Here is an 18,750-nt window from a genome sequence, read left to right on the forward strand (position 1 = left end):
CAATTGGCATTTCAAAGCTTGCCAAACATTAAAAATTCCATCAAGGCCTTTTGGACGTGCATCCGATTTTCTGCTTCGTCCCAAACCACAGATTGAGGCCCGTCAATTACTTCTGCGCTCACTTCTTCTCCGCGGTGAGCAGGAAGGCAATGCATGAACAGCGCATCAGGCTTGGCTATTTTCATCATCTCCTCGTCCACGCACCAATCGGCAAAAGCTTTTTTGCGAGCTTCATTTTCAGCTTCATAACCCATGCTGGTCCAGACATCGGTGGTGACCAAATCAGCCCCTTCACACGCCTGCATGGGATCTTTGAAGAATTGCATGCTGGATGCCGTTCTCACGCCTACAACAGCGGGATCCACTTCATAGCCGCTGGGTGTGCTGAGGTGAACTTTAAATCCCAGCAAGTCGGCCGCTTGTAACCAAGTGTTGGCCATGTTGTTGCCGTCACCTACCCAAGCGACTGTTTTGCCTTGAATAGAGCCGCGGTGCTCTATGTAAGTGAAGATGTCGGCCAGAATTTGGCAAGGATGAAACTCGTTGGTCAGCCCGTTGATCACGGGCACACGGGAGTGCTTGGCAAAGGTTTCAATCTTGTCCTGTCCATAGGTTCGGATCATGACCAAGTCGACCATGCGGCTGATCACTCTGGCGCTGTCTTCAATGGGCTCAGCACGACCTAATTGGCTATCGCCTGTGGTGAGGTGAACCACCGAGCCACCCATTTGGTACATACCGGCTTCAAAGCTCACACGCGTTCGAGTTGAGGCCTTTTCGAAAATCATGGCCAAGGTGCGGTCTGTCAGTGGCTGGTATTTTTCGTAAGCTTTGAATTTGGCTTTGATGAAAGATGCGCGTTTGAAAACATGCGCATACTCATCGGCTGTGAAATCTTTGAATTGCAAGTAATGCCGAATTGGCAGCTCTGGAGAATTCGAGGGCATCAAGATTTCTCCGATAAGAACTCATGTATGAGCGGCAGCAAAATATCTGCAACTTCATCTGCTTCTGCAATGGTCATGATGAGGGGGGGCACCATGCGAATGACGGTGTCTGCTGTCACACTGATCAGCAAGCCTCTTTCTGCCGCACGCATTGTGAGATCGCTGCAAGGCTTCATCAATTCAATGCCAAGCATCAAACCCTGACCCCTAATTTCTTTAACGCCCTGTGCGCCAGCAAGTCCTTTTTCTAGGCGTGCTTTGAGGTGAGCGCCTACGCGAGCTGCATTCTCAAGCAGGCCATCTTTTTCCATGATGCGAATGGTTTCAACACCTGCTCGCATGGCCAACGGGTTGCCACCAAAAGTGGTGCCATGATTGCCGGGTTGAAAAATGTGGGCGGCCTTGGGTCCTGCCACAACAGCCGCAATGGGAACGCCAGAACCCAAACCCTTTGCCAAAGGCATGACGTCGGCCTTGATGCCAGCCCATTGGTGAGCAAACCACTTGCCAGTTCTGCCCATGCCGCATTGAACTTCGTCAATCATCATGAGCCAATCTTTTTCATCGCACAGTGCGCGAACATCGCGCAAGTAGTCCATGTGCATGGGGTTCACGCCGCCTTCACCTTGAATGGTTTCAAAGAAAACGGCAACCACATTGGGATTGTTTTCAGTGGCCTTTTTCAAGGCCGCTATGTCATTGACTGGAACGCGCAAGAAGCCCTCAACCAAGGGCCCAAATCCCTTTTGAATTTTGGTGTTGCCTGTGGCACTCAAGGTGGCAATGCTGCGCCCGTGAAAGGCTTTTTCATAAACCACGATGACGGGCTTGTCGATGCCTTTGTCGTGACCAAACTTCCGTGCCAATTTAATGGCGGCTTCATTGGCTTCAAGGCCCGTGCAGCAAAAAAACACATTGGTCATGCCCGACAACTCAACCAATTTGGCCGCCAGCTTTTCTTGGTTGGGCACGTGGAAGTAGTTGCAACTGTGGATGATTTTGCTCAATTGGTCTTGCAGCGCAGGCACCAATTCTGGGTGGTTGTGGCCTAAGGTGTTCACAGCAATGCCACCCAATGCGTCCAAATACTCTTTGCCATTGACATCCCACACTCGGCAACCCTGACCGTGGCTCATGGCGATAGGCAAGCGGCCATAGGTGTTCATGGTGTGCGGCGAAGTGGCTTCAATGAAAGCGGACATGCTGAGACTCCTCTGAAAAGAAATCGGCCCAACGAAGAGGGCCGCTGAGATGCGATTTTAGAGCCAGAATTTAGGCTTCAAGTCTTATATAAGATACAATTCTTTTGCAATGCAGCATCGAGGCGATCCCTGATGTTTGCCCACGAACTCTTCCAACCTCTGACCGATGGTTTCAAACAACGCCAAAGAAGTTCTGATTCAAGGTATCACCTTGGAAGGCCGCACTTTCCGCCCCAGCGATTGGGCAGAACGATTGGCCGGCGTCATGGGTCAATTTCGGCCGGGCGGAGCCACACCAGGGAGTCACCTCAGCTATTCGCCTTGGTGCATTCCGCAAACACTGGGCAGCATCAAGTGCGTGGTGGTGCACACCGATCTGCGTGAATACGAACCCATGGCCTGGGACTTTTTGATGAATTTCGCCAAGGACAACAATCTGCAAGTGTCTGAGGCTTGCTTATTGCCCAACCCTCCCAAATAGAGGTGTCTTGAAAAACACGCCCACAAAAAAGCCGTCCTAAGACGGCTTTTTGCTTTTTCTTTGCTGACAGCGCACCCGTTTCAAACGGCGGCAACCCTAATGGGTGCCGGGCTGATGATCAATTTGATCAGGCGATGGCCAAGGCTTTCACCTTGGTTGACAAGCGGCTCTTATCGCGAGCTGCTTTGTTTTTGTGGAAGATGCCTTTGTCGGCAACGGTGTCCACAACCGCTTGCATTTTGGCAAACAGTTCGGTTGCTTTTGTTTTGTCACCAGCCAGAACAGCTTTTTCAACGTTCTTCACGGCGGTGCGGTATTTGGAGCGCAACGATGTATTGGCTGCGTTCAGTTTCACGTCTTGACGTGCGCGTTTCCGGCCTGAGGCCAGGCGGGGGTTCTTTTTCTTGGGTTTTCCAGAAGCCATTATGTTTATCCTAGTTGTCTGAGGATGTTGTCAGCAAAGCCGGCTATTGTATCAGCCAAACCGCAGCTTGGTCGAGGGGTATGTCAACTGGGCATTTCAGTCGCTACACTCTCTTTGTGAGCCTCCTCAAATCAGCATCCACCGTCTCTCTCTGGACTCTGGCTTCCCGCATCACGGGATTGGTCAGAGAGCTGCTCATTGCCGCTTCATTTGGCGCAAGTGCTCTCACAGATGCCTTTAATGTGGCCTTTCGTATTCCAAATCTGTTCAGGCGTCTCTTTGCAGAGGGTGCCTTCAGTCAGGCTTTTGTCCCTGTTTTGGCAGCCAGCAAAGCCCAACATGGCGAAGAAGTCACGCGACAAGCGGTTAACCATGTGGCAACTCTTTTGGCTTGGTCCCTTTTGGTACTGAGTCTTTTGGGTGTTTTGGCTGCGCCATTTTTGGTTTGGGCGATGGCCAGCGGACTCAAGCAGCACCCTGAATCGTATGAAGCGGCTATTCAGATGACGCGCTTCATGTTCCCCTACATTGGTTTCATGTCCATGGTGGCTTTGTCTGCCGGCATCTTAAATACCTGGAAAAAATTTGCGATTCCAGCCGCCACCCCGGTCTTGTTGAACATGGCCATGATTGGTGCCGCATGGTTTTTAGCGCCTTGGTTAAAGTCGCAGGGTATTCAGGCCATCTATGCCTTGCCTGTGGGCGTGATGCTTGGGGGCTTTCTGCAGTTGGCCCTTCAAATTCCTGCGCTGAAAAAAATAGGCTTGCTGCCCCGCATTGGGCTGGGCTTCAAGGCCATCCGGCAAGCCGCATCTGATCCAGCTTCTCGCCAAATTGCCAGCTTGATGCTGCCTGCATTGTTGGGCGTGGGCGTGGCGCAAATTTCTTTGTTAATCAACACCCAAATTGCATCGTATTTAGCGCCTGGCAGTGTCAGTTGGTTAACTTATGCCGATCGGTTGATGGAATTTCCCACGGCTATTTTGGGCGTTGCCTTGGGTGCGGTGTTGATGCCGCAGTTGGCAGCCGCAAAAGCCAATGGCAACCAAATTGAATATGCGGCCATGCTCGATTGGGGTTTGCGTTTGGTGGTGCTGCTGGCGCTGCCTTGCGCAGCAGCTTTGCTGGTTTTTGCGCAACCCTTGGTGTCGGTGCTGTATCACTACGGCGCATTCACAGATCGAGATGTTCAGCAAACCACTCTGGCGCTGAGTGGTTATGGCGTGGGCTTGTTGGGGTTGGTGGCCATCAAAGTGTTGGCGCCTGGTTACTATGCCAGTCAAGATATCAAAACCCCGGTGAAAATTGCTGTGCTTGTGTTGTGTTTCACGCAAATCATGAATGTGGTTTTGGTGCCTCACTTGGCACACGCAGGCTTGGCTTTGTCGATTGGCCTAGGCGCTTTGCTGAACGCGCTTTGGTTGTTGGTGGGTTTGTTGCGCAAAGGAAGTTACAAACCTTCGCCAGGCTGGTTGGTCTTTGCTGCTAGAGTGCTTTTAGCAACTTTGCTTTTAGCGCTGTTTCTCGCTTGGGTGGCTGCTTCCTTTGATTGGTTGGCAATGCGCCAACAAGCGTGGTCTAGGCTGGGCACCATGGGCTTGGTATTGATGGGCTCTGCTATGTTGTATTTTGGTTGTTTGCGCCTAAGTGGTTTGCGTTTGCAATCTTTTGTCCGCCGCTAATGGGGGAAACACACATGAACCTCCAATCAATGCCAGTCACGCCCCTGAGTTATTTCCAAAGTCTGGTGAAGACAGATTCAGATTTTCCTTTGCTAGAGGCAGCTGCTTCGATTGCGCAAGATGAAGAGCCCTCCATCGACATTCAAGATGTGTTGGCGACGTGTGACGCGCTGTTGGTTCGACTAAGGCGGCGCCTAAAGTCGGACGCTGATCCTTTGAAGACGCTCTCTGTGTTGAATCAATTTTTCTACACAGAGCTCGGATTTGCGGGCAATGCCAACAATTTTTATGCGCCAGAAAACAGTTACTTGAGCGAAGTATTGAGATCAAGAAGAGGCATCCCCATCTCCCTTGCTGTCATTTGGCTTGAGCTTGCTCAATCGCTTGGCTTGCAGGCAGCGGGTGTTTCATTCCCAGGGCACTTTTTGGTGAAGGTGACCTTGCCAGAGGGCTTGGTTGTTTTAGATCCCCTGACAGGCGATTCTTTGGGTTTGGACAATTTGGCAGAGCGATTGGCACCCTTTCGTCCCCACATGGGTGAGACAGGTGATATGGACACCCCCTTGGGCCTTTTCTTACAGCCCGCCTTGCCGCGCGACATCGTGAGCAGAATGCTCAGAAATCTCAAAGAAATTTACAGCAGTCAAGCCGATTGGGCGCGGCTTGTTTTGGTCTTGGATCGCTTGATCGTCTTGAACCCGGATGCGTTTTTTGAGATCCGCGATCGCGGATTGGCGCTGATTGAGTTGGGTCAAAAAGAGCGAGCCCTACAAGACTTGACGCGCTATGTCGCTGAAGTGCCCAATGCATCCGACACATTGGATGTGAAGCATCGTTTGGCCACGCTTCAAACAGAGTGATGCTTACTTCACCACAACTTGGTGGCCATCGCCTTGAGCGGCAATGACACCAATTTGGTAAACCTTTTCACCTGACTGGCGCAAGGTTTCTGCACATGCTTGGGCATGGTTTTGATCAATGACGACCACCATGCCGATGCCATTGTTAAAGGTGCGGTTCATTTCGATGTCATCGATGCTGGCTGTTTTTTGAAGCCATGCAAACAACTCAGATTGCGGCCAGCTGCCTTTTTTGAGGTGTGCCGCCATGCCTTCAGGCAAGACCCTCGGAATATTCTCAAGCAAGCCACCACCTGTAATGTGAGCCAAGGCTTTGATGGGGTGAATTGACAAGGCATGGAGTACTGGCTTCACGTAAAGCCTGGTGGGAGCCATGATGGCTTCTTTGAAAGGCTGTCCATCCAACGTAAGTGGCAATTGTTGGGCTGCACGTTCGATGCATTTGCGAACCAAGCTGAAACCATTGGAATGCACACCATGCGAGCCAAGGCCCAATACAACATCGCCAGCTTGAACATCCTTGCCCGTCAAAATTTTTGATTTTTCTACAGCGCCCACGGCAAATCCAGCTAAGTCATATTCGCCAGCGGGGTACATGCCCGGCATTTCGGCGGTTTCACCGCCAATCAGGGCGCAGCCAGACATTTCACAGCCATTGGCAATGCCGCCCACAACGGCTGCGGCCGTATCGACATCCAGTTTTCCGCAGGCAAAATAATCCAAGAAGAACAAAGGCTCAGCACCTTGCACCAAAACATCATTGACACTCATGGCCACCAGATCGATCCCAACGGTGTCGTGCATATTCCACTCAAATGCCAGCTTCAACTTGGTGCCCACCCCGTCGGTGCCAGATACCAAAACGGGCTCTTTATAGCGTTTGGGGACTTCAAACAAAGCGCCAAAACCGCCAATTCCAGCCAAGACACCCTCACGCATGGTCTTTTTCGCCAAAGGCTTGATGCGTTCTACCAAAGCATCGCCGGCAACGATGTCGACGCCAGCGTCTTTGTAGGAGAGGGGGGGTGAGCTCATGTGAAAAAAAGGAAAATGGTGGTAATTGATGCAGGCGGGACTAAAATCAAGCCTTATTTTAAGGTCTGCACGTGAATTGCTGACCAAAGCCAGAATCTTCTTTCAATTTACTTTTGTAGCCGCCTCCCACAATGTCCTTCAATCTGAATTCAAAACGACTTGCTCTGTGGTTGGCAGCCTCAGTTGTTTTGCTAATGATTTTGTGGGCTCTGGGGCCTGTACTGGTGCCCTTTGTGCTGGCTGCTGTTTTGGCCTATGCCCTGCATCCCTTGGTGCTGTATTTGCAAAGGCTCAACTCGTCTTTCCTGCCCCGAGTGGTCTGTGTACTTTTGGTTGAGGTGATCGCTTTGTTGGCTATGTTGGGCATCATCTTCTTGTTGATACCCATCCTGACTCATGAAATTCCCCTGCTTCAAAAACAGTTGCCTGCATTGCTTGATCGATTGGCCGTCAATGCCAATCCTTGGCTGGCAAAGTACGGTATTGAGTTAACGCTTGATCTTGCAAGCCTCAAGGAACAGCTGATTAAATATTTAAGTGCCAACCGAGACGATTGGCTAGACCCCCTGGTAGCTTCCCTGAAGTTAGGTGGCAACTTTGCGCTGACTGCAATTGGCAACATGATATTGATCCCTGTGGTTCTCTTTTACTTGCTGAACGAGTGGGATCGATTGGTGTTGCAGGTCGTCCAATGGGTGCCGCCACAATGGCGCACCGCCTACGACAGTTTCATGAGTGAATGCGACGCTGTATTGGGGCAATACTTGCGCGGACAGCTTTTGGTGATGCTGGCCTTGTCAATCTTCTACGCTGCCGGACTGATGGCCTTTGGACTTGATTTGGCCATTCCCATTGGTGTGTTCACTGGCTTGGCTGTCTTTGTCCCCTATCTTGGATTTGCTTTGGGTTTGATATTGGCATTGTTGGCTGGCGTTTTGCAATTTGCCTCATTTCATGCCTTGTTGATGGTGGCAGTTGTATTTGGTCTGGGGCAATTGCTAGAAAGTTTTTGGTTGACTCCCAAGTGGGTGGGGGAACGCATTGGTTTGCACCCCTTGGCTGTCATCTTTGCTTTGTTGGCTTTCGGCCAAATTTTTGGCTTTGTGGGCGTGTTGGTGGCATTGCCAGCAAGCGCAGTTATTTTGGTGGCTCTGCGCAGAGCTCGAGAACAATATTTTGAAAGCCAAATATACCGAGGCCCAAGCTCATGAAGCAAATGGCACTCGATATTGGTTTGCACACAACTCCCACATTGGACAGTTTCTTTGCCGGACCCAATTCAGCGGCACTTCAGCACCTCAAGCTTTGGACTACCAGCCAAATGCCAAGCCCAGTTCCAACTTACCTTTGGGGTGAGAGTGGCTCTGGTAAGTCGCACTTGCTTCGAGCCGTTCAAGCTGAGTTGTCCAACGCTGGTGTGTCTGTGGGTTGGCTCGATGCCGATCAAAATGAGCGTTTGAATTTCGATGAGGCGTGGACGGCTGTCTTAATGGACGATGTCCATTTGTACAACTTGGAGCAACAACAACTTGCGTTCAATTGGTTCGTCAATGCACTCACACCTAAATCTGGCTCGCCCCGATGGGTGCTTGCAGCAGGCATGTTGCCACCTGCAGACTTGAAGTTGCGTGATGATTTGCGATCTAGGTTGGGTTGGGGCCATGTCTATGGCCTTCAGGTTTTGAGTGATACCGAGCGGCGCGCGGTGTTGCGCTCAGAGGCAGATGCCAGAGGTCTTTTTTTAAGTGACGAAGTGATGAGCTACATGCTCAGTCGCTTTTCTCGCGATCTCAGCAGTTTGATGAGTTTGCTAGACCACCTCGATCAATTTGCTTTGCAAACAAAAAGGGCAATCACCATCCCCCTTATCAAGTCCATGCTGGAGAGCACATGAACTTAGCCCTCTTTGATCTCGACAACACCTTGTTGCCAATCGATTCAGACTATGCCTGGGGTGAGTTTACAAACCGCTTGGGTTGGACGGACCCGCTTGTTTTCAAAGCAAAAAACGATCAGTTTTATGCAGATTACCAAGCGGGCGTTTTGGACATTCACGACTACGTTCGATTTGCCACGCAGGCTGTCAAGTCAAGAGGTGCAGAGCTTGGAGCCAAAGCGCATGCGCAGTTTATGCAGGAAGTGATTCTGCCGCATCTCAAACCACAGGCCCTTGAGTTGGTAAGGCAGCATCAAACAGCCGGCGATCATGTGATGATTGTGACGGCTACCAATGAGTTTGTGACGCGTCCCATTGCACAGGCTTTTGGCGTTCAAGAGTTGATTGCTGTTGAATTGGAAAGAGACGCGCAAGGCTGGATCACGGGTGAAATTTCAGGCACACCCTCTTTCAAAGAGGGCAAAGTACTTCGAATTTCAGAATGGTTAAGCGCAAATCAAAAAACTTGGCAGGACGTACAAATTACTTTCTATTCGGATTCGATCAATGATTTGCCCTTGCTCGAGCGAGCTCAAATTCCTGTGGCAGTGAATCCAGATGCGCGTTTGCGTCAACTTGCGACCGATCGGGGTTGGCGCATACTTCAACTCTTCTCATGATCAAAAAATTCATTCAAAAAATACTGGGTAAGCAAAATGCCGCGCATGCTGCAACTGACTTTGGAAAACGTGTCGAAATTCCAGCTTCCGTTCACGGCATCGATCCAAGCTTGGTCGACGACCGTGCATTGAATGTCGTTCGAACATTGCAAGACGCTGGATATGAGGCCTATGTCGTGGGCGGTGCAGTTCGCGATTTGCTGTTGGGTTTGCGCCCCAAAGATTTCGATGTGGCAACAGATGCCACGCCAGAGGAAGTTAAGGCATTGTTCAGGCGCGCATTCATCATTGGCCGTCGATTTCGAATTGTGCATGTGGTGTACGGCAGAGGCCGCGAGCATGAGGTCATTGAAGTCTCTACCTTTAGAGCTCACTTGGACAATCGGGCAGCTGAGCAAGTTAAAGGCAATGAGCGCACAAGCAAATCAGAGTTGGCTGGCATGAAGCACGCTGTCGATTCAAGTGGCAGAGTGTTGCGAGACAATGTTTGGGGTCCTCAAGACGAGGATGCAACCCGCCGCGACTTCACAGTCAACGCCATGTATTATGACCCTGAGTCGCAGTACCTGGTGGATTACCACGGCGGTATGAAAGATGCCACTCAAAAGGTCTTGCGCATGATTGGTGACCCTGTGGCGCGATATCGCGAAGACCCAGTTCGCATCATTCGAGCTGTTCGCTTTGCTGCCAAGTTAAACCCCTTGGGCTTCAAGCTTGAAAACAAAACAGCCAAGCCCTTGGCCACCATGTTGAGTTTGTTGGCCGATGTGCCGCAAAGCCGCTTGTTTGACGAAATGCTCAAGTTGCTGCAAACCGGTCACGCGTTGGCATCTATTGAGCAACTCCAAAAATTAGGCTTGCACAAAGGTATTTATCCTTTGCTTGACGTCGTTGTGGAGCGGGCTGACACGGCTTTTGTGAAGGCAGCTTTGTTAGACACCGATCGTCGGGTCGGTGAGGGCAAGCCAGTTGCGCCCAGTTTCTTATTGGCCTGCGTGTTGTGGGCTGATGTGAAGTTGGGGTGGGATCAGCGTTTGGCCAAGAAAACACCACCATTTCCTGCATTGCAAGAAGCCATTGATGAGGTATTTGATGCACGGATTGGCGATGTCTCGGGCCGCGGCAAGTTGGCCGCTGACATGCGCGAAATTTGGATGATGCAGCCTCGTTTTGACAAACGAATTGGCAGTACGCCTTTTAGCCTGGTAGAACAAGCGCGATTTAGAGCGGGCTTTGATTTCTTAAGGTTGCGAGCAGAAGTTTCCGAAGTTGAAGTGAGCTTGGCAGACTGGTGGCAAGAGTTCAGCACTGCAGACGATGCTGCAAGAGAAGATCTCATTCAGCTGGTCAAAGCTGAAAAATCACCTGCGTCCGCAGGCGGTACTCCAAAAAGTCGACGAGCACCCAGAAGGCGCAAGCCATCTGGCCAATCTGCCGATGGTGAAGCGTGAACTGATCGATGCCTATGTTGGCCTAGGTGCCAATCTGGGTGATTCACGGCGTCAGCTTGAATCGGCTATTTTGTCCTTGACGCATTTGCCCCACACCTTGCTTGTGGCGCATTCTTCTTTTTATCGGTCAGCCCCTTTCGAAGCCGATGGTCCTGACTATGTGAATGCTGTGGTTCACATCCAAACACGTTTGAATGCTTGTGAATTGTTGGCGGCGTTTCAAAATATTGAAAACCTTTCAGGGCGTGTTCGCCCTTACCCCAATGCGCCTCGCACTTTGGACATTGACTTGCTGCTTTATGGCGCTGGCACCATTCAAAGTTCGGTGCTTCAGGTGCCTCACCCTAGAATGAAAGAAAGAGCATTTGTCTTAATGCCGCTGCGCGAAATTGCGCCTCACTTGGTAAGCGCTTCTGAAATTGTCAAAGTGGCAGACCAAGCGATTTGGCCACTTTAACTTGGCTTCAAGGTTTTGCTTTTTCGGTGCCTTGGCTGATGGCTTTGGCTTGCTCGATCTGGCTTTCAAAATAGCGTTGAAAACTGAACACTATGCTGGCCATGAGCACCGTGGTGCCCAACAAGAGTGAACTTGCTACGCCGAAAACAGTGAGCCAATTGGTTTGGCCAGATGGGCTTGAGGGTTCACTTTCAGAATTGAACTTGGCATTCCATTTTTCAGTTGCCATGAGCCCATAGATGATGGCGTTGAGCGCACAGCCGGCAATGGTGAAGCCAAGCAGGGGAATCAGCAGCCAGCTGATGACATCATCTTGGCCTAGCTCGAATGCCCGTTGAATGCCATGCCAACCCAGCAGGGTGGGTATGGGAAGCAGCCACCCCAAAACATCGGTGAACCCCTTGAGGTAAAACCTGTGAAGCCCGATGGGCCCACCAAAGAACGTGAGCCAAACAGCAAATGTTTTGTTTTTCATAGACGGGATTATTCAGGAGAACGGCTTTGCCCGTGCCCCAAAGCCTTTTCCATCATCACGATGTCTAGCCATCGATCGAATTTCCAACCGCATCCCGACACAATACCCACGTGTTCAAAGCCAACCGACTTGTGCACACCTATCGAGCCCGCATTGCCTGAGTCTCCAATGACCGCGATCAGTTTGCGGATACCTGCTTTTTCTGCGGCTTGGCACAATTCGGCCAAAAGCATACGTCCCCAGCCCTTGCCAGCCGTCTGTGGCGACAAATAAATAGAGTCTTCAGCAGAAAACCGGTAGGCCGGGCGAGGTTTAAACCAGTTGCAATAGGCAAATCCCACCACTTTGCCGTTTTCTTCCATGCTCAGGTAGGGCAGGCCCTTGCTTAAGACATCTTCTCTGCGGGATGTCATTTCCTCTAGGCTGGGAGGGGCTATCTCGAACGTCCCTGTGCCGTGAAGCACGTGGTGCTGGTAAATGGCCGTGATTGTGGGCATGTCTGAGGCTTGGCTAGGTCGAATGGTTGGCATTCTTAAACTCCGGGTTATAATCAGCGGCTTTTCAGTGTGTCACTGGCCGGGTGGCCAGTTGCGTGTCTCAAACGCTGGAAGAATTTGTGGGATAGCAATTTTTGCTTTCTCGACACCACCCTAGGATAAATCATGGTTGTCATTCGTCTTTCTCGTGGCGGTTCTAAAGCCCGTCCATTTTTCAACATTGTTGTGGCCGACAAGCGCAACCGCCGCGATGGGCGCTTCATTGAGCGCATTGGTTTTTACAACCCAATCGCCAAGGGTACCGAAGAAGGCTTGCGCGTTGTGCAAGATCGTTTGACTTACTGGATCGGCGTTGGCGCACAAGTGTCACCCACCGTTCAGCGTTTGGTCAAACAAGCTGCCGCCAAAGCTGCCTAATCGGGTTTTGGCCAAACAATCGGATTTTGGCTAATCCAAAGGCTTCGCAGTGCTGCCCCATTTAGAGTTTGCCGACATGCCGGCAGACGCCATCGAAGTAGGGCGCATTGCAGATGCTTGGGGTATCAAAGGCTGGTTCAAAGTTTTGCCCCACAGCGCCTCGCCCGAGGCGCTTTTTTCTTCTAAGCGATGGTATTTGCTGCCCTCCGATCGCCATGTTGGCGGCAACAAATCACCCAGCCAAAAGACAGCAGTCGCCCTTACAGCTGGCGCTGAAAAACCTGTATTGCTCAAAATCAAAGAAGCCAAAGACCATGCCGATACGGTGGTGGCCTGTTCATTGGATGTGGCGGACCGAAATCAAGCAGAGGCTCTCAAGGGTGCGCGTATTTTTGTTCCGCGCTCTAGCTTTCCGACGGCAGGCACCGACGAATACTATTGGGTTGATCTGTTGGGGCTTGATGTGTTCAATCGTGAGGGCGTGGCACTGGGCCAAGTGAAAGATTTGATGTCGACGGGTCCGCAAACTGTGTTGGTCTTGGCGCAGGCCTCAGACGAGCCAGGCAAGCCAGCCATTGAGCGCATGATTCCATTTGTTGCGGCCTTTGTAGACAACGTGGATTTGCAAGGCCGCAAGATCACGGTTGATTGGCAACTTGACTACTAGGAAAGTGAAGGCAAGCCATGCGCTTTGACGTCATCACATTGTTTCCTGAGTTGTTTGCGCCATTTTTAACTTCGGGTATCAATCGACGTGCCTTTGAAACAGGTGCTGTTGATTTAAAGCTCTGGCAGCTGCGCGACTTTGCAGATGGCACTTATCGAAGGGTCGATGATCGACCCTTTGGCGGAGGGCCTGGCATGGTGATGTTGGCTGAACCCTTGGAGAAGTGTTTGCAGGCCATCCGACAAGACCGAACAACTCAAAGCGCCAACAAACCCCAGGTGCCGGTGGTTCTTTTTTCTCCAATTGGTCAAACCCTCAATCACGCTGGTGTCGAGTCATGGTCAAAAAGTGATGGCGCTATTTTGATTTGTGGCCGCTATGAAGGTTTGGACCAACGCTTCATTGATACCCATGTGGATGTGCAAATCAGCTTAGGTGATTTTGTTTTGTCGGGCGGCGAAATTGCAGCCATTGCATTGCTTGATGCTATTGCTCGGTTGCAGCCAGGTGTTCTCAATGATGAAGGCAGCCATCAAATGGACAGCTTCAACCCTGCGCTCGATGGTCTGCTCGATTGTGGCCACTACACCCGCCCAGAAACTTGGCACAACGATACTGTTCCGCCCATTTTGATGTCGGGGCACCATGCCGACATTGCCAAATGGCGCCGCCAGCAAAGTTTGGCTTTGACTCAGAAACATCGGCCTGACTTGGTCGTGGCGGCCAGGGAAATGGGCAAGCTGAGTGTCAAAGATGAACACTTTCTGGCTACTTTGAATGCGGCAAAAGACAGTGGCACTTAGGCGCAAAACAAATATATAATCATAGGCTTGCCGATCCTCTGCCCGCCGCGGCTTATTGAAAGTCGCCTTTAGCGTAGCGTTGTGCACGATCTGTATTTGAAAGAGCTCAAAATGAATTTGATTCAAACTCTCGAGCAGGAAGAAATTGCCCGTCTGGGTAAAACCATTCCTGACTTCATGCCTGGTGACACCGTGATCGTTAGCGTCAACGTGGTTGAAGGTACACGCAAGCGTGTACAGGCTTATGAAGGTGTTGTCATTGCCAAGCGCAATCGCGGCCTGAACAGTGGTTTCACCGTTCGCAAAATTTCAAGTGGTGAAGGCGTGGAGCGTACGTTCCAAACATACAGCCCCTTGATTGCCAGCATTGAAGTCAAACGCCGTGGTGATGTTCGCCGCGCCAAGTTGTACTATTTGCGCGATCGCAGCGGCAAGTCTGCACGTATCAAAGAAAAGCTGCCACAGCGCGCTGCAAAAACAACTGCAGCCGCTTAAAGCGACTTCGAAGGTCTTTCGGGACCTTCATGAAAAAACCGCCAAGGCTTTCGCCAAGGCGGTTTTTTTACGCCCCTGCAGAGCAAGGGCGTGGGGTAGGGGAGTTAACCGCGTGTAACTTTCAACACTTTGGCGCCAGTTCGCTTAGGTGCTGCGTAACCACCCGCATTGTGGGGCTTGAAATTGCCAGCACCGATGACTTTGGGGCCACGGGGCGCAAAGCGGTCGCCTGCGCCACCACGAGAATTGTCACGGCCGCCTGGAGCGCCCGAAGAACGGGGTGCTCGGCTGTCGCGGTTGTCGCGAGCTTCGAAGCGGTCACCGCCACGATTGTCGGGGCGCTGATCGCCGCGGGGCTCGAAACGGCCTTCGCCACCGCGAGGTGCAAAACTGCGTTGTTCGCCACGGAAATCACCACGGGGTTCGAAACGACCTTCGGGACGGAAATCGCCACGACCATCGAAACGGTCGCCACCACGGTTGCCTTCAAATCGAGGCGCGCCGCGTGATTCAAAACGATCACCACCGCGGTTGCCACCAAAGCCGCCGCCACCACCACCACCGAATGAACGGCCACGTGCGCCACGGTCATTGCCGCCACGGCCGGAACGGGTTTCTGGGAAGTTGAGTTTTGGCTCCATGCCTGGAATCACTTCAGCTTTGAACGGCTGACGGCTGTAAGCCTCGATGTCCATGATTTTGCGACGGTCGCGAATTTCGGCAAAGGTGACGGCCAAGCCATCACGGCCGGCACGGCCTGTACGACCAATGCGGTGAGTGTAGTCTTCGGCTTTCATGGGCAAGCCAAAGTTGAAGACGTGAGTGATGGTGGGCACGTCAATGCCGCGAGCAGCCACATCGGTGGCCACCAAGATTTGAACTTGGCCATTGCGCAAAGCCATCAAGCGGCGATTGCGCAAACCTTGGCTCAAAGCACCATGCAATGCAACCGCGTCAAAGCCATCTTGCTGCAAGTCTGCTGCCAAACCATCGCACTCAATTTGCGTGCTGGCAAACACAATGGCTTGGTTTATGGATGCGTCACGCAACCAATGGTCGAGCAATTTGCGTTTGTGCTGTGCGTTGTCGGCCCAGAACAAAATTTGCTTGATGTTGCTGTGTTTTTCTTGAGGAGAATCGATTTGGATTTTTTGAACAGAAGAACCACCGTCGTGCATCACGCGCATGGCCAACTGTTGAATGCGCGGCGCAAAGGTGGCGCTGAACATCATGGTTTGCTGGCGTTGGCTGGTGAGTTGGTTGATGTCGGCCAGGTCGTCAGAGAAGCCCAAGTCCAACATGCGGTCGGCTTCGTCAACCACCAAGAATTTGACTTTGTCGAGTTTGATTTGCATAGAGCGTTGCAAATCGAGCAAACGACCTGGTGTGGCTACTACCAAATTGGCGTTTTGCAACTTGGCAATTTGCAACTGGTAAGGCATGCCGCCCACTATGTTGGCAACGCGCAGGCCGCGGCAATGCTTCACCAAATCGATGGCATCGTGAGCAACCTGTTGGGCCAGTTCACGCGTAGGGCAAACAATCAAGGCACCAGGTGAGGGGGCTTTGAAATTGCGTGCGTTGGTGGGGTCTTTGCGCTTAGGACGCTTGGGAGCTGGTTCGCCATTGGCTGCAGCATCTGCGCAAGCTTTTGCAAATGAAGCGCGCTCGGCTTCTTCTTCAGCTGCCAGTTCTTGCAACAAAGTGTGCAAAACGGGCAACAAGAAGGCAGCTGTTTTGCCACTGCCTGTTTGGCTAGACACCATCAGGTCGATGTAGCTGTTGGCCTTGCCCAATGTTTCTTTGGGCAATGCCAATGGAATGGCTTTGAGCTGAACAGAAGTTGGTTGTGTGTAGCCCAAATCGGCCACGGCTTGAACCAGTTCAGGGGCCAAGCCCAAAAGCACGAAGCCATTGGGTTGCTCGGGTGCGGTTTCAGTTTCGATGGTTTCGTTGATATTGGCCGCGTCAAGCGCCAAAGTTTCGGTCACGAAAGTTTCGTTCGTAGAGGATTGCGCAGACGACAAGTCGTCCTGCACTTCAAAAGCGTCAGTCATATTTTTTCTCGCACGGACGTCCGCAAGATTTGCGGTGGCGCCGTTCATGGTTAAAAAACATCAACCATCAAACGGAGCTCGGTGCTGTTTGAAGAGTGTGGGCAAGACGAAGTGTCGGATCCCAAATCTTCCAGTCGAGTGACTCTTATCAGTGAGTCAAAGGCATGAAGGGTGATGCACAAGGGCTGCGGCACAAGGCCTGTTTGCAGCACAGCGTGCGATTATGGCACAGAAGTTTGAACTTGCGCGGGTTTTCCCTGAAAACTTTTGAGCAAATTCAAAGCTTGATGAAATGCTCTCTGTAATGCGCCAATTCTTCAATCGATTCGTGCACATCCGCCAGCGCAGTGTGCTTTTGTTGCTTTTTGAAGCTGTTGAACACCTCCGGTTTCCAGCGCTTGGAGAGTTCTTTGAGGGTGCTCACATCGAGGTTGCGATAGTGCAAATACGCCTCTAATTTCGGCATGAACTTCACCAGAAAACGCCGGTCTTGGCTGATGGTGTTGCCACAAAGTGGTGAGGTATTTTTTGAGACATATTTCTTGATGAAAGCCAATATGGCTTCTTCAGCATCATGTTCTGAGGTGGTGGATGCTTTGACCTTGTCGATCAGACCGCTCTTGCCATGCGTGCCTTTGTTCCAAGCGTCCATCTTGTTGAGCAGATCGTCGCTTTGGTGAATGACACAAACAGGGCCTTCAATTCGGGGTGTCAGGTTGGGGCCCGTCACAATCACGGCAATTTCAAGCAAGCGCTCTTTTTCTGGGTCGAGACCGGTCATTTCGCAGTCGATCCATACCAAGTTGTCGTCTGACTTGGCCAGGGTTGTATTGGCTTCGGGCTGATTGGCAGGGGGAGTGGCTGAATGAGCAGTCATTTCAAAAACGGGATTTTCCAAAGCTTTAGATTGTCGCTGATGTTGGCTGATCTACACTTCGGGTATGAATCCGACATTGACCCTGACTTATTTTTTGGTAGGCGCACTGCTGACCAACGTTTTATTGAAACTTTGGCTCAATGCCAGACAAGTTCGGCATGTGGCGCAACACCGCGGTGAAGTGCCTGCTGCGTTTGCCCGTCAAATTTCGCTCTCCGACCATCAGAAAGCGGCTGACTACACCCTGGCCAAAGCCAAGGTTTCGCAATTTGACATCTTGTTGGATGCCGGTGTGCTGGTTGCTTGGACTTTGCTGGGCGGCTTGAGTGCGTTGAACCACTTCATTTTGGAACTCATGGCGCCTGGGCTTGGTCAGCAGGTGGTATTGGTTTTGTCCTTCACTTTAATCAGTGGCCTCATTGGATTGCCGCTGTCGCTTTATCAAACTTTTGTGTTGGAACAAAAATTTGGTTTTAACAAAATGACATGGAAACTTTGGCTGAGTGATTCGGCCAAGGGCTTGATATTGGGCTTGGTATTGGGTGTGCCGCTCATCGCCATGGTGTTGTGGCTGATGCAGGCGGGTGGAGTTTACTGGTGGTTCTGGACTTGGTGTGCTTTGGTGGTTTGGCAACTGTTGTTGATGGCCATCGCCCCCAATTTGATCATGCCTTTGTTCAATAAATTCACACCGTTGGAAGATGAAGCCTTGAAGGCGCGTGTCAATTCGCTCATGCAGCGTGCCGGGTTCACGGCCAAAGGATTTTTTGTGATGGATGGCAGCAAACGCTCGGCCCATTCCAATGCATTTTTCACAGGCTTTGGTGCCAGCAAGCGCGTCGTGTTCTTTGACACACTGCTCAAACAACTTTCCCCTTCTGAAATGGAGGCTGTGCTGGCACATGAATTAGGCCACTTCAAGCATCGGCATATTCTGAAAATGATGGCCACCAGTTTTGCAATGAGCTTGTTGGGCTTGGCTGTGCTGGGCTTTGCGTCACAGCAAATTTGGTTTTATACGGGCTTGGGTGTGATGCCCAGCTTAACCAGTGGCAATGAGGCAGTGGCGCTCTTGCTTTTCATGTTGGTGGTGCCCGTTTTCACATTTTTATTGGCGCCTATTTCTTCTTGGCGATCAAGGGTGCAGGAGTATGAGGCCGATGCTTATGCTGTGTCCCAAACACCGGTAGCCGACCTGAGTTCAGCCCTATTGAAGTTGTATCAAGACAATGCTTCAACGCTCACGCCCGATCCTTGGTATGTGAAGTTTTATTATTCACATCCACCCGCGAGTTTGCGCTTAGCTCACATGCAGCATGCGCAAGCTTAATCAGCGCACTCATACCAAGACCAAGGCGGCTCAGGCT

Annotated in this window: 21 protein-coding genes; 13 read left to right on the forward strand and 8 right to left on the reverse strand. The window is 51.4% G+C overall.

What is annotated here, in order from left to right; genetic code table 11:
- Positions 1-11: 11 nt before the first annotated feature.
- The gene (argF, locus tag B9Z32_RS07770) at positions 12-947 is read right to left on the reverse strand and encodes an ornithine carbamoyltransferase (protein WP_108420674.1); all 936 of its coding nucleotides are present in this window, start codon (positions 945-947) and stop codon (positions 12-14) included.
- Entirely contained in the window at positions 947-2,149 is a 1,203-nt protein-coding gene (locus B9Z32_RS07775; protein WP_108420675.1) for an aspartate aminotransferase family protein, read from the reverse strand. The genes argF and B9Z32_RS07775 overlap by 1 nt, the downstream gene beginning before the upstream one ends.
- Positions 2,150-2,315: 166 nt before the next feature.
- On the opposite strand from B9Z32_RS07775, the gene B9Z32_RS07780 reads away from it, so the two are divergent.
- Complete coding sequence (locus B9Z32_RS07780) at positions 2,316-2,630, forward strand: DUF3579 domain-containing protein (RefSeq protein ID WP_108420676.1); 315 nt, start codon at positions 2,316-2,318, stop codon at positions 2,628-2,630.
- 127 nt (positions 2,631-2,757) lie between these two features.
- Here the strand turns inward: B9Z32_RS07780 and rpsT are convergent, their stop codons facing one another.
- Positions 2,758-3,054, reverse strand: a complete 297-nt coding sequence (gene rpsT / locus B9Z32_RS07785; RefSeq protein ID WP_108420677.1) for a 30S ribosomal protein S20 — start codon at positions 3,052-3,054, stop codon at positions 2,758-2,760.
- Positions 3,055-3,170: 116 nt separating this feature from the next.
- On the opposite strand from rpsT, the gene murJ reads away from it, so the two are divergent.
- Together murJ and B9Z32_RS07795 are read left to right on the forward strand one after the other, a co-directional pair.
- Entirely contained in the window at positions 3,171-4,736 is a 1,566-nt protein-coding gene (murJ, locus tag B9Z32_RS07790; protein ID WP_108421075.1) for a murein biosynthesis integral membrane protein MurJ, read from the forward strand.
- 14 nt (positions 4,737-4,750) lie between these two features.
- Complete coding sequence (locus B9Z32_RS07795) at positions 4,751-5,596, forward strand: SirB1 family protein (RefSeq protein ID WP_108421076.1); 846 nt, start codon at positions 4,751-4,753, stop codon at positions 5,594-5,596.
- Positions 5,597-5,599: 3 nt separating this feature from the next.
- Here B9Z32_RS07795 and purM read toward each other — a convergent pair whose 3' ends face one another.
- The gene (gene purM / locus B9Z32_RS07800; protein WP_108420678.1) at positions 5,600-6,631 is read right to left on the reverse strand and encodes a phosphoribosylformylglycinamidine cyclo-ligase; all 1,032 of its coding nucleotides are present in this window, start codon (positions 6,629-6,631) and stop codon (positions 5,600-5,602) included.
- A gap of 131 nt (positions 6,632-6,762) precedes the next feature.
- On the opposite strand from purM, the gene B9Z32_RS07805 reads away from it, so the two are divergent.
- The 5 genes from B9Z32_RS07805 to folK are packed head-to-tail and all read left to right on the forward strand — an operon-like array spanning position 6,763 to position 11,095.
- On the forward strand, positions 6,763-7,842 hold the full coding sequence (locus tag B9Z32_RS07805) for an AI-2E family transporter (protein WP_108420679.1): 1,080 nt from the start codon (positions 6,763-6,765) through the stop codon (positions 7,840-7,842).
- Entirely contained in the window at positions 7,839-8,525 is a 687-nt protein-coding gene (gene hda / locus B9Z32_RS07810) for a DnaA regulatory inactivator Hda (protein ID WP_108420680.1), read from the forward strand. The genes B9Z32_RS07805 and hda overlap by 4 nt, the downstream gene beginning before the upstream one ends.
- A complete protein-coding gene (locus B9Z32_RS07815; protein ID WP_108420681.1) occupies positions 8,522-9,187 on the forward strand; it encodes an HAD family phosphatase in 666 nt (221 codons plus the stop codon). Before hda ends, B9Z32_RS07815 begins: the two co-directional genes overlap by 4 nt.
- Positions 9,184-10,638, forward strand: a complete 1,455-nt coding sequence (pcnB, locus tag B9Z32_RS07820; protein ID WP_108420682.1) for a polynucleotide adenylyltransferase PcnB — start codon at positions 9,184-9,186, stop codon at positions 10,636-10,638. Before B9Z32_RS07815 ends, pcnB begins: the two co-directional genes overlap by 4 nt.
- A complete protein-coding gene (gene folK / locus B9Z32_RS07825; protein ID WP_108420683.1) occupies positions 10,625-11,095 on the forward strand; it encodes a 2-amino-4-hydroxy-6-hydroxymethyldihydropteridine diphosphokinase in 471 nt (156 codons plus the stop codon). The genes pcnB and folK overlap by 14 nt, the downstream gene beginning before the upstream one ends.
- Positions 11,096-11,102: 7 nt before the next feature.
- Here folK and B9Z32_RS07830 read toward each other — a convergent pair whose 3' ends face one another.
- The gene (locus tag B9Z32_RS07830; protein WP_108420684.1) at positions 11,103-11,570 is read right to left on the reverse strand and encodes a hypothetical protein; all 468 of its coding nucleotides are present in this window, start codon (positions 11,568-11,570) and stop codon (positions 11,103-11,105) included.
- Between the two features lie 8 nt (positions 11,571-11,578).
- Positions 11,579-12,100 carry a GNAT family N-acetyltransferase gene (locus B9Z32_RS07835; protein ID WP_108420685.1) on the reverse strand — a complete coding sequence of 174 codons (522 nt, stop codon included), beginning with the start codon at positions 12,098-12,100 and terminating at the stop codon, positions 11,579-11,581.
- Positions 12,101-12,232: 132 nt separating this feature from the next.
- Here B9Z32_RS07835 and rpsP point away from each other — a divergent pair, with 132 nt between their 5' ends.
- From rpsP to rplS, 4 genes are all read left to right on the forward strand, one after another.
- Positions 12,233-12,484, forward strand: coding sequence for a 30S ribosomal protein S16 (gene rpsP / locus B9Z32_RS07840; protein WP_108420686.1), 252 nt, complete (start codon positions 12,233-12,235; stop codon positions 12,482-12,484).
- Positions 12,485-12,533: 49 nt separating this feature from the next.
- Positions 12,534-13,151: a ribosome maturation factor RimM gene (rimM, locus tag B9Z32_RS07845; protein ID WP_369909725.1), complete on the forward strand. Its 618-nt coding sequence runs from the start codon at positions 12,534-12,536 to the stop codon at positions 13,149-13,151.
- A 17-nt stretch (positions 13,152-13,168) separates the two neighbouring features.
- A complete protein-coding gene (trmD, locus tag B9Z32_RS07850) occupies positions 13,169-13,954 on the forward strand; it encodes a tRNA (guanosine(37)-N1)-methyltransferase TrmD (protein WP_108420688.1) in 786 nt (261 codons plus the stop codon).
- 111 nt (positions 13,955-14,065) lie between these two features.
- Positions 14,066-14,449 carry a 50S ribosomal protein L19 gene (rplS, locus tag B9Z32_RS07855; protein ID WP_108421077.1) on the forward strand — a complete coding sequence of 128 codons (384 nt, stop codon included), beginning with the start codon at positions 14,066-14,068 and terminating at the stop codon, positions 14,447-14,449.
- Between the two features lie 104 nt (positions 14,450-14,553).
- On the opposite strand, the gene B9Z32_RS07860 is transcribed toward rplS, so the two are convergent.
- Both B9Z32_RS07860 and orn read right to left on the reverse strand, forming a co-directional pair.
- Positions 14,554-16,506 carry a DEAD/DEAH box helicase gene (locus B9Z32_RS07860; RefSeq protein WP_108421078.1) on the reverse strand — a complete coding sequence of 651 codons (1,953 nt, stop codon included), beginning with the start codon at positions 16,504-16,506 and terminating at the stop codon, positions 14,554-14,556.
- Between the two features lie 277 nt (positions 16,507-16,783).
- Positions 16,784-17,383, reverse strand: a complete 600-nt coding sequence (orn, locus tag B9Z32_RS07865) for an oligoribonuclease (RefSeq protein ID WP_108420689.1) — start codon at positions 17,381-17,383, stop codon at positions 16,784-16,786.
- Between the two features lie 64 nt (positions 17,384-17,447).
- Here orn and B9Z32_RS07870 point away from each other — a divergent pair, with 64 nt between their 5' ends.
- Positions 17,448-18,713: a M48 family metallopeptidase gene (locus B9Z32_RS07870; protein ID WP_108420690.1), complete on the forward strand. Its 1,266-nt coding sequence runs from the start codon at positions 17,448-17,450 to the stop codon at positions 18,711-18,713.
- Positions 18,714-18,750: the final 37 nt, after the last annotated feature.

This window comes from Limnohabitans sp. MMS-10A-178 (assembly GCF_003063375.1).
Lineage (GTDB): Bacteria > Pseudomonadota > Gammaproteobacteria > Burkholderiales > Burkholderiaceae_C > Limnohabitans_A.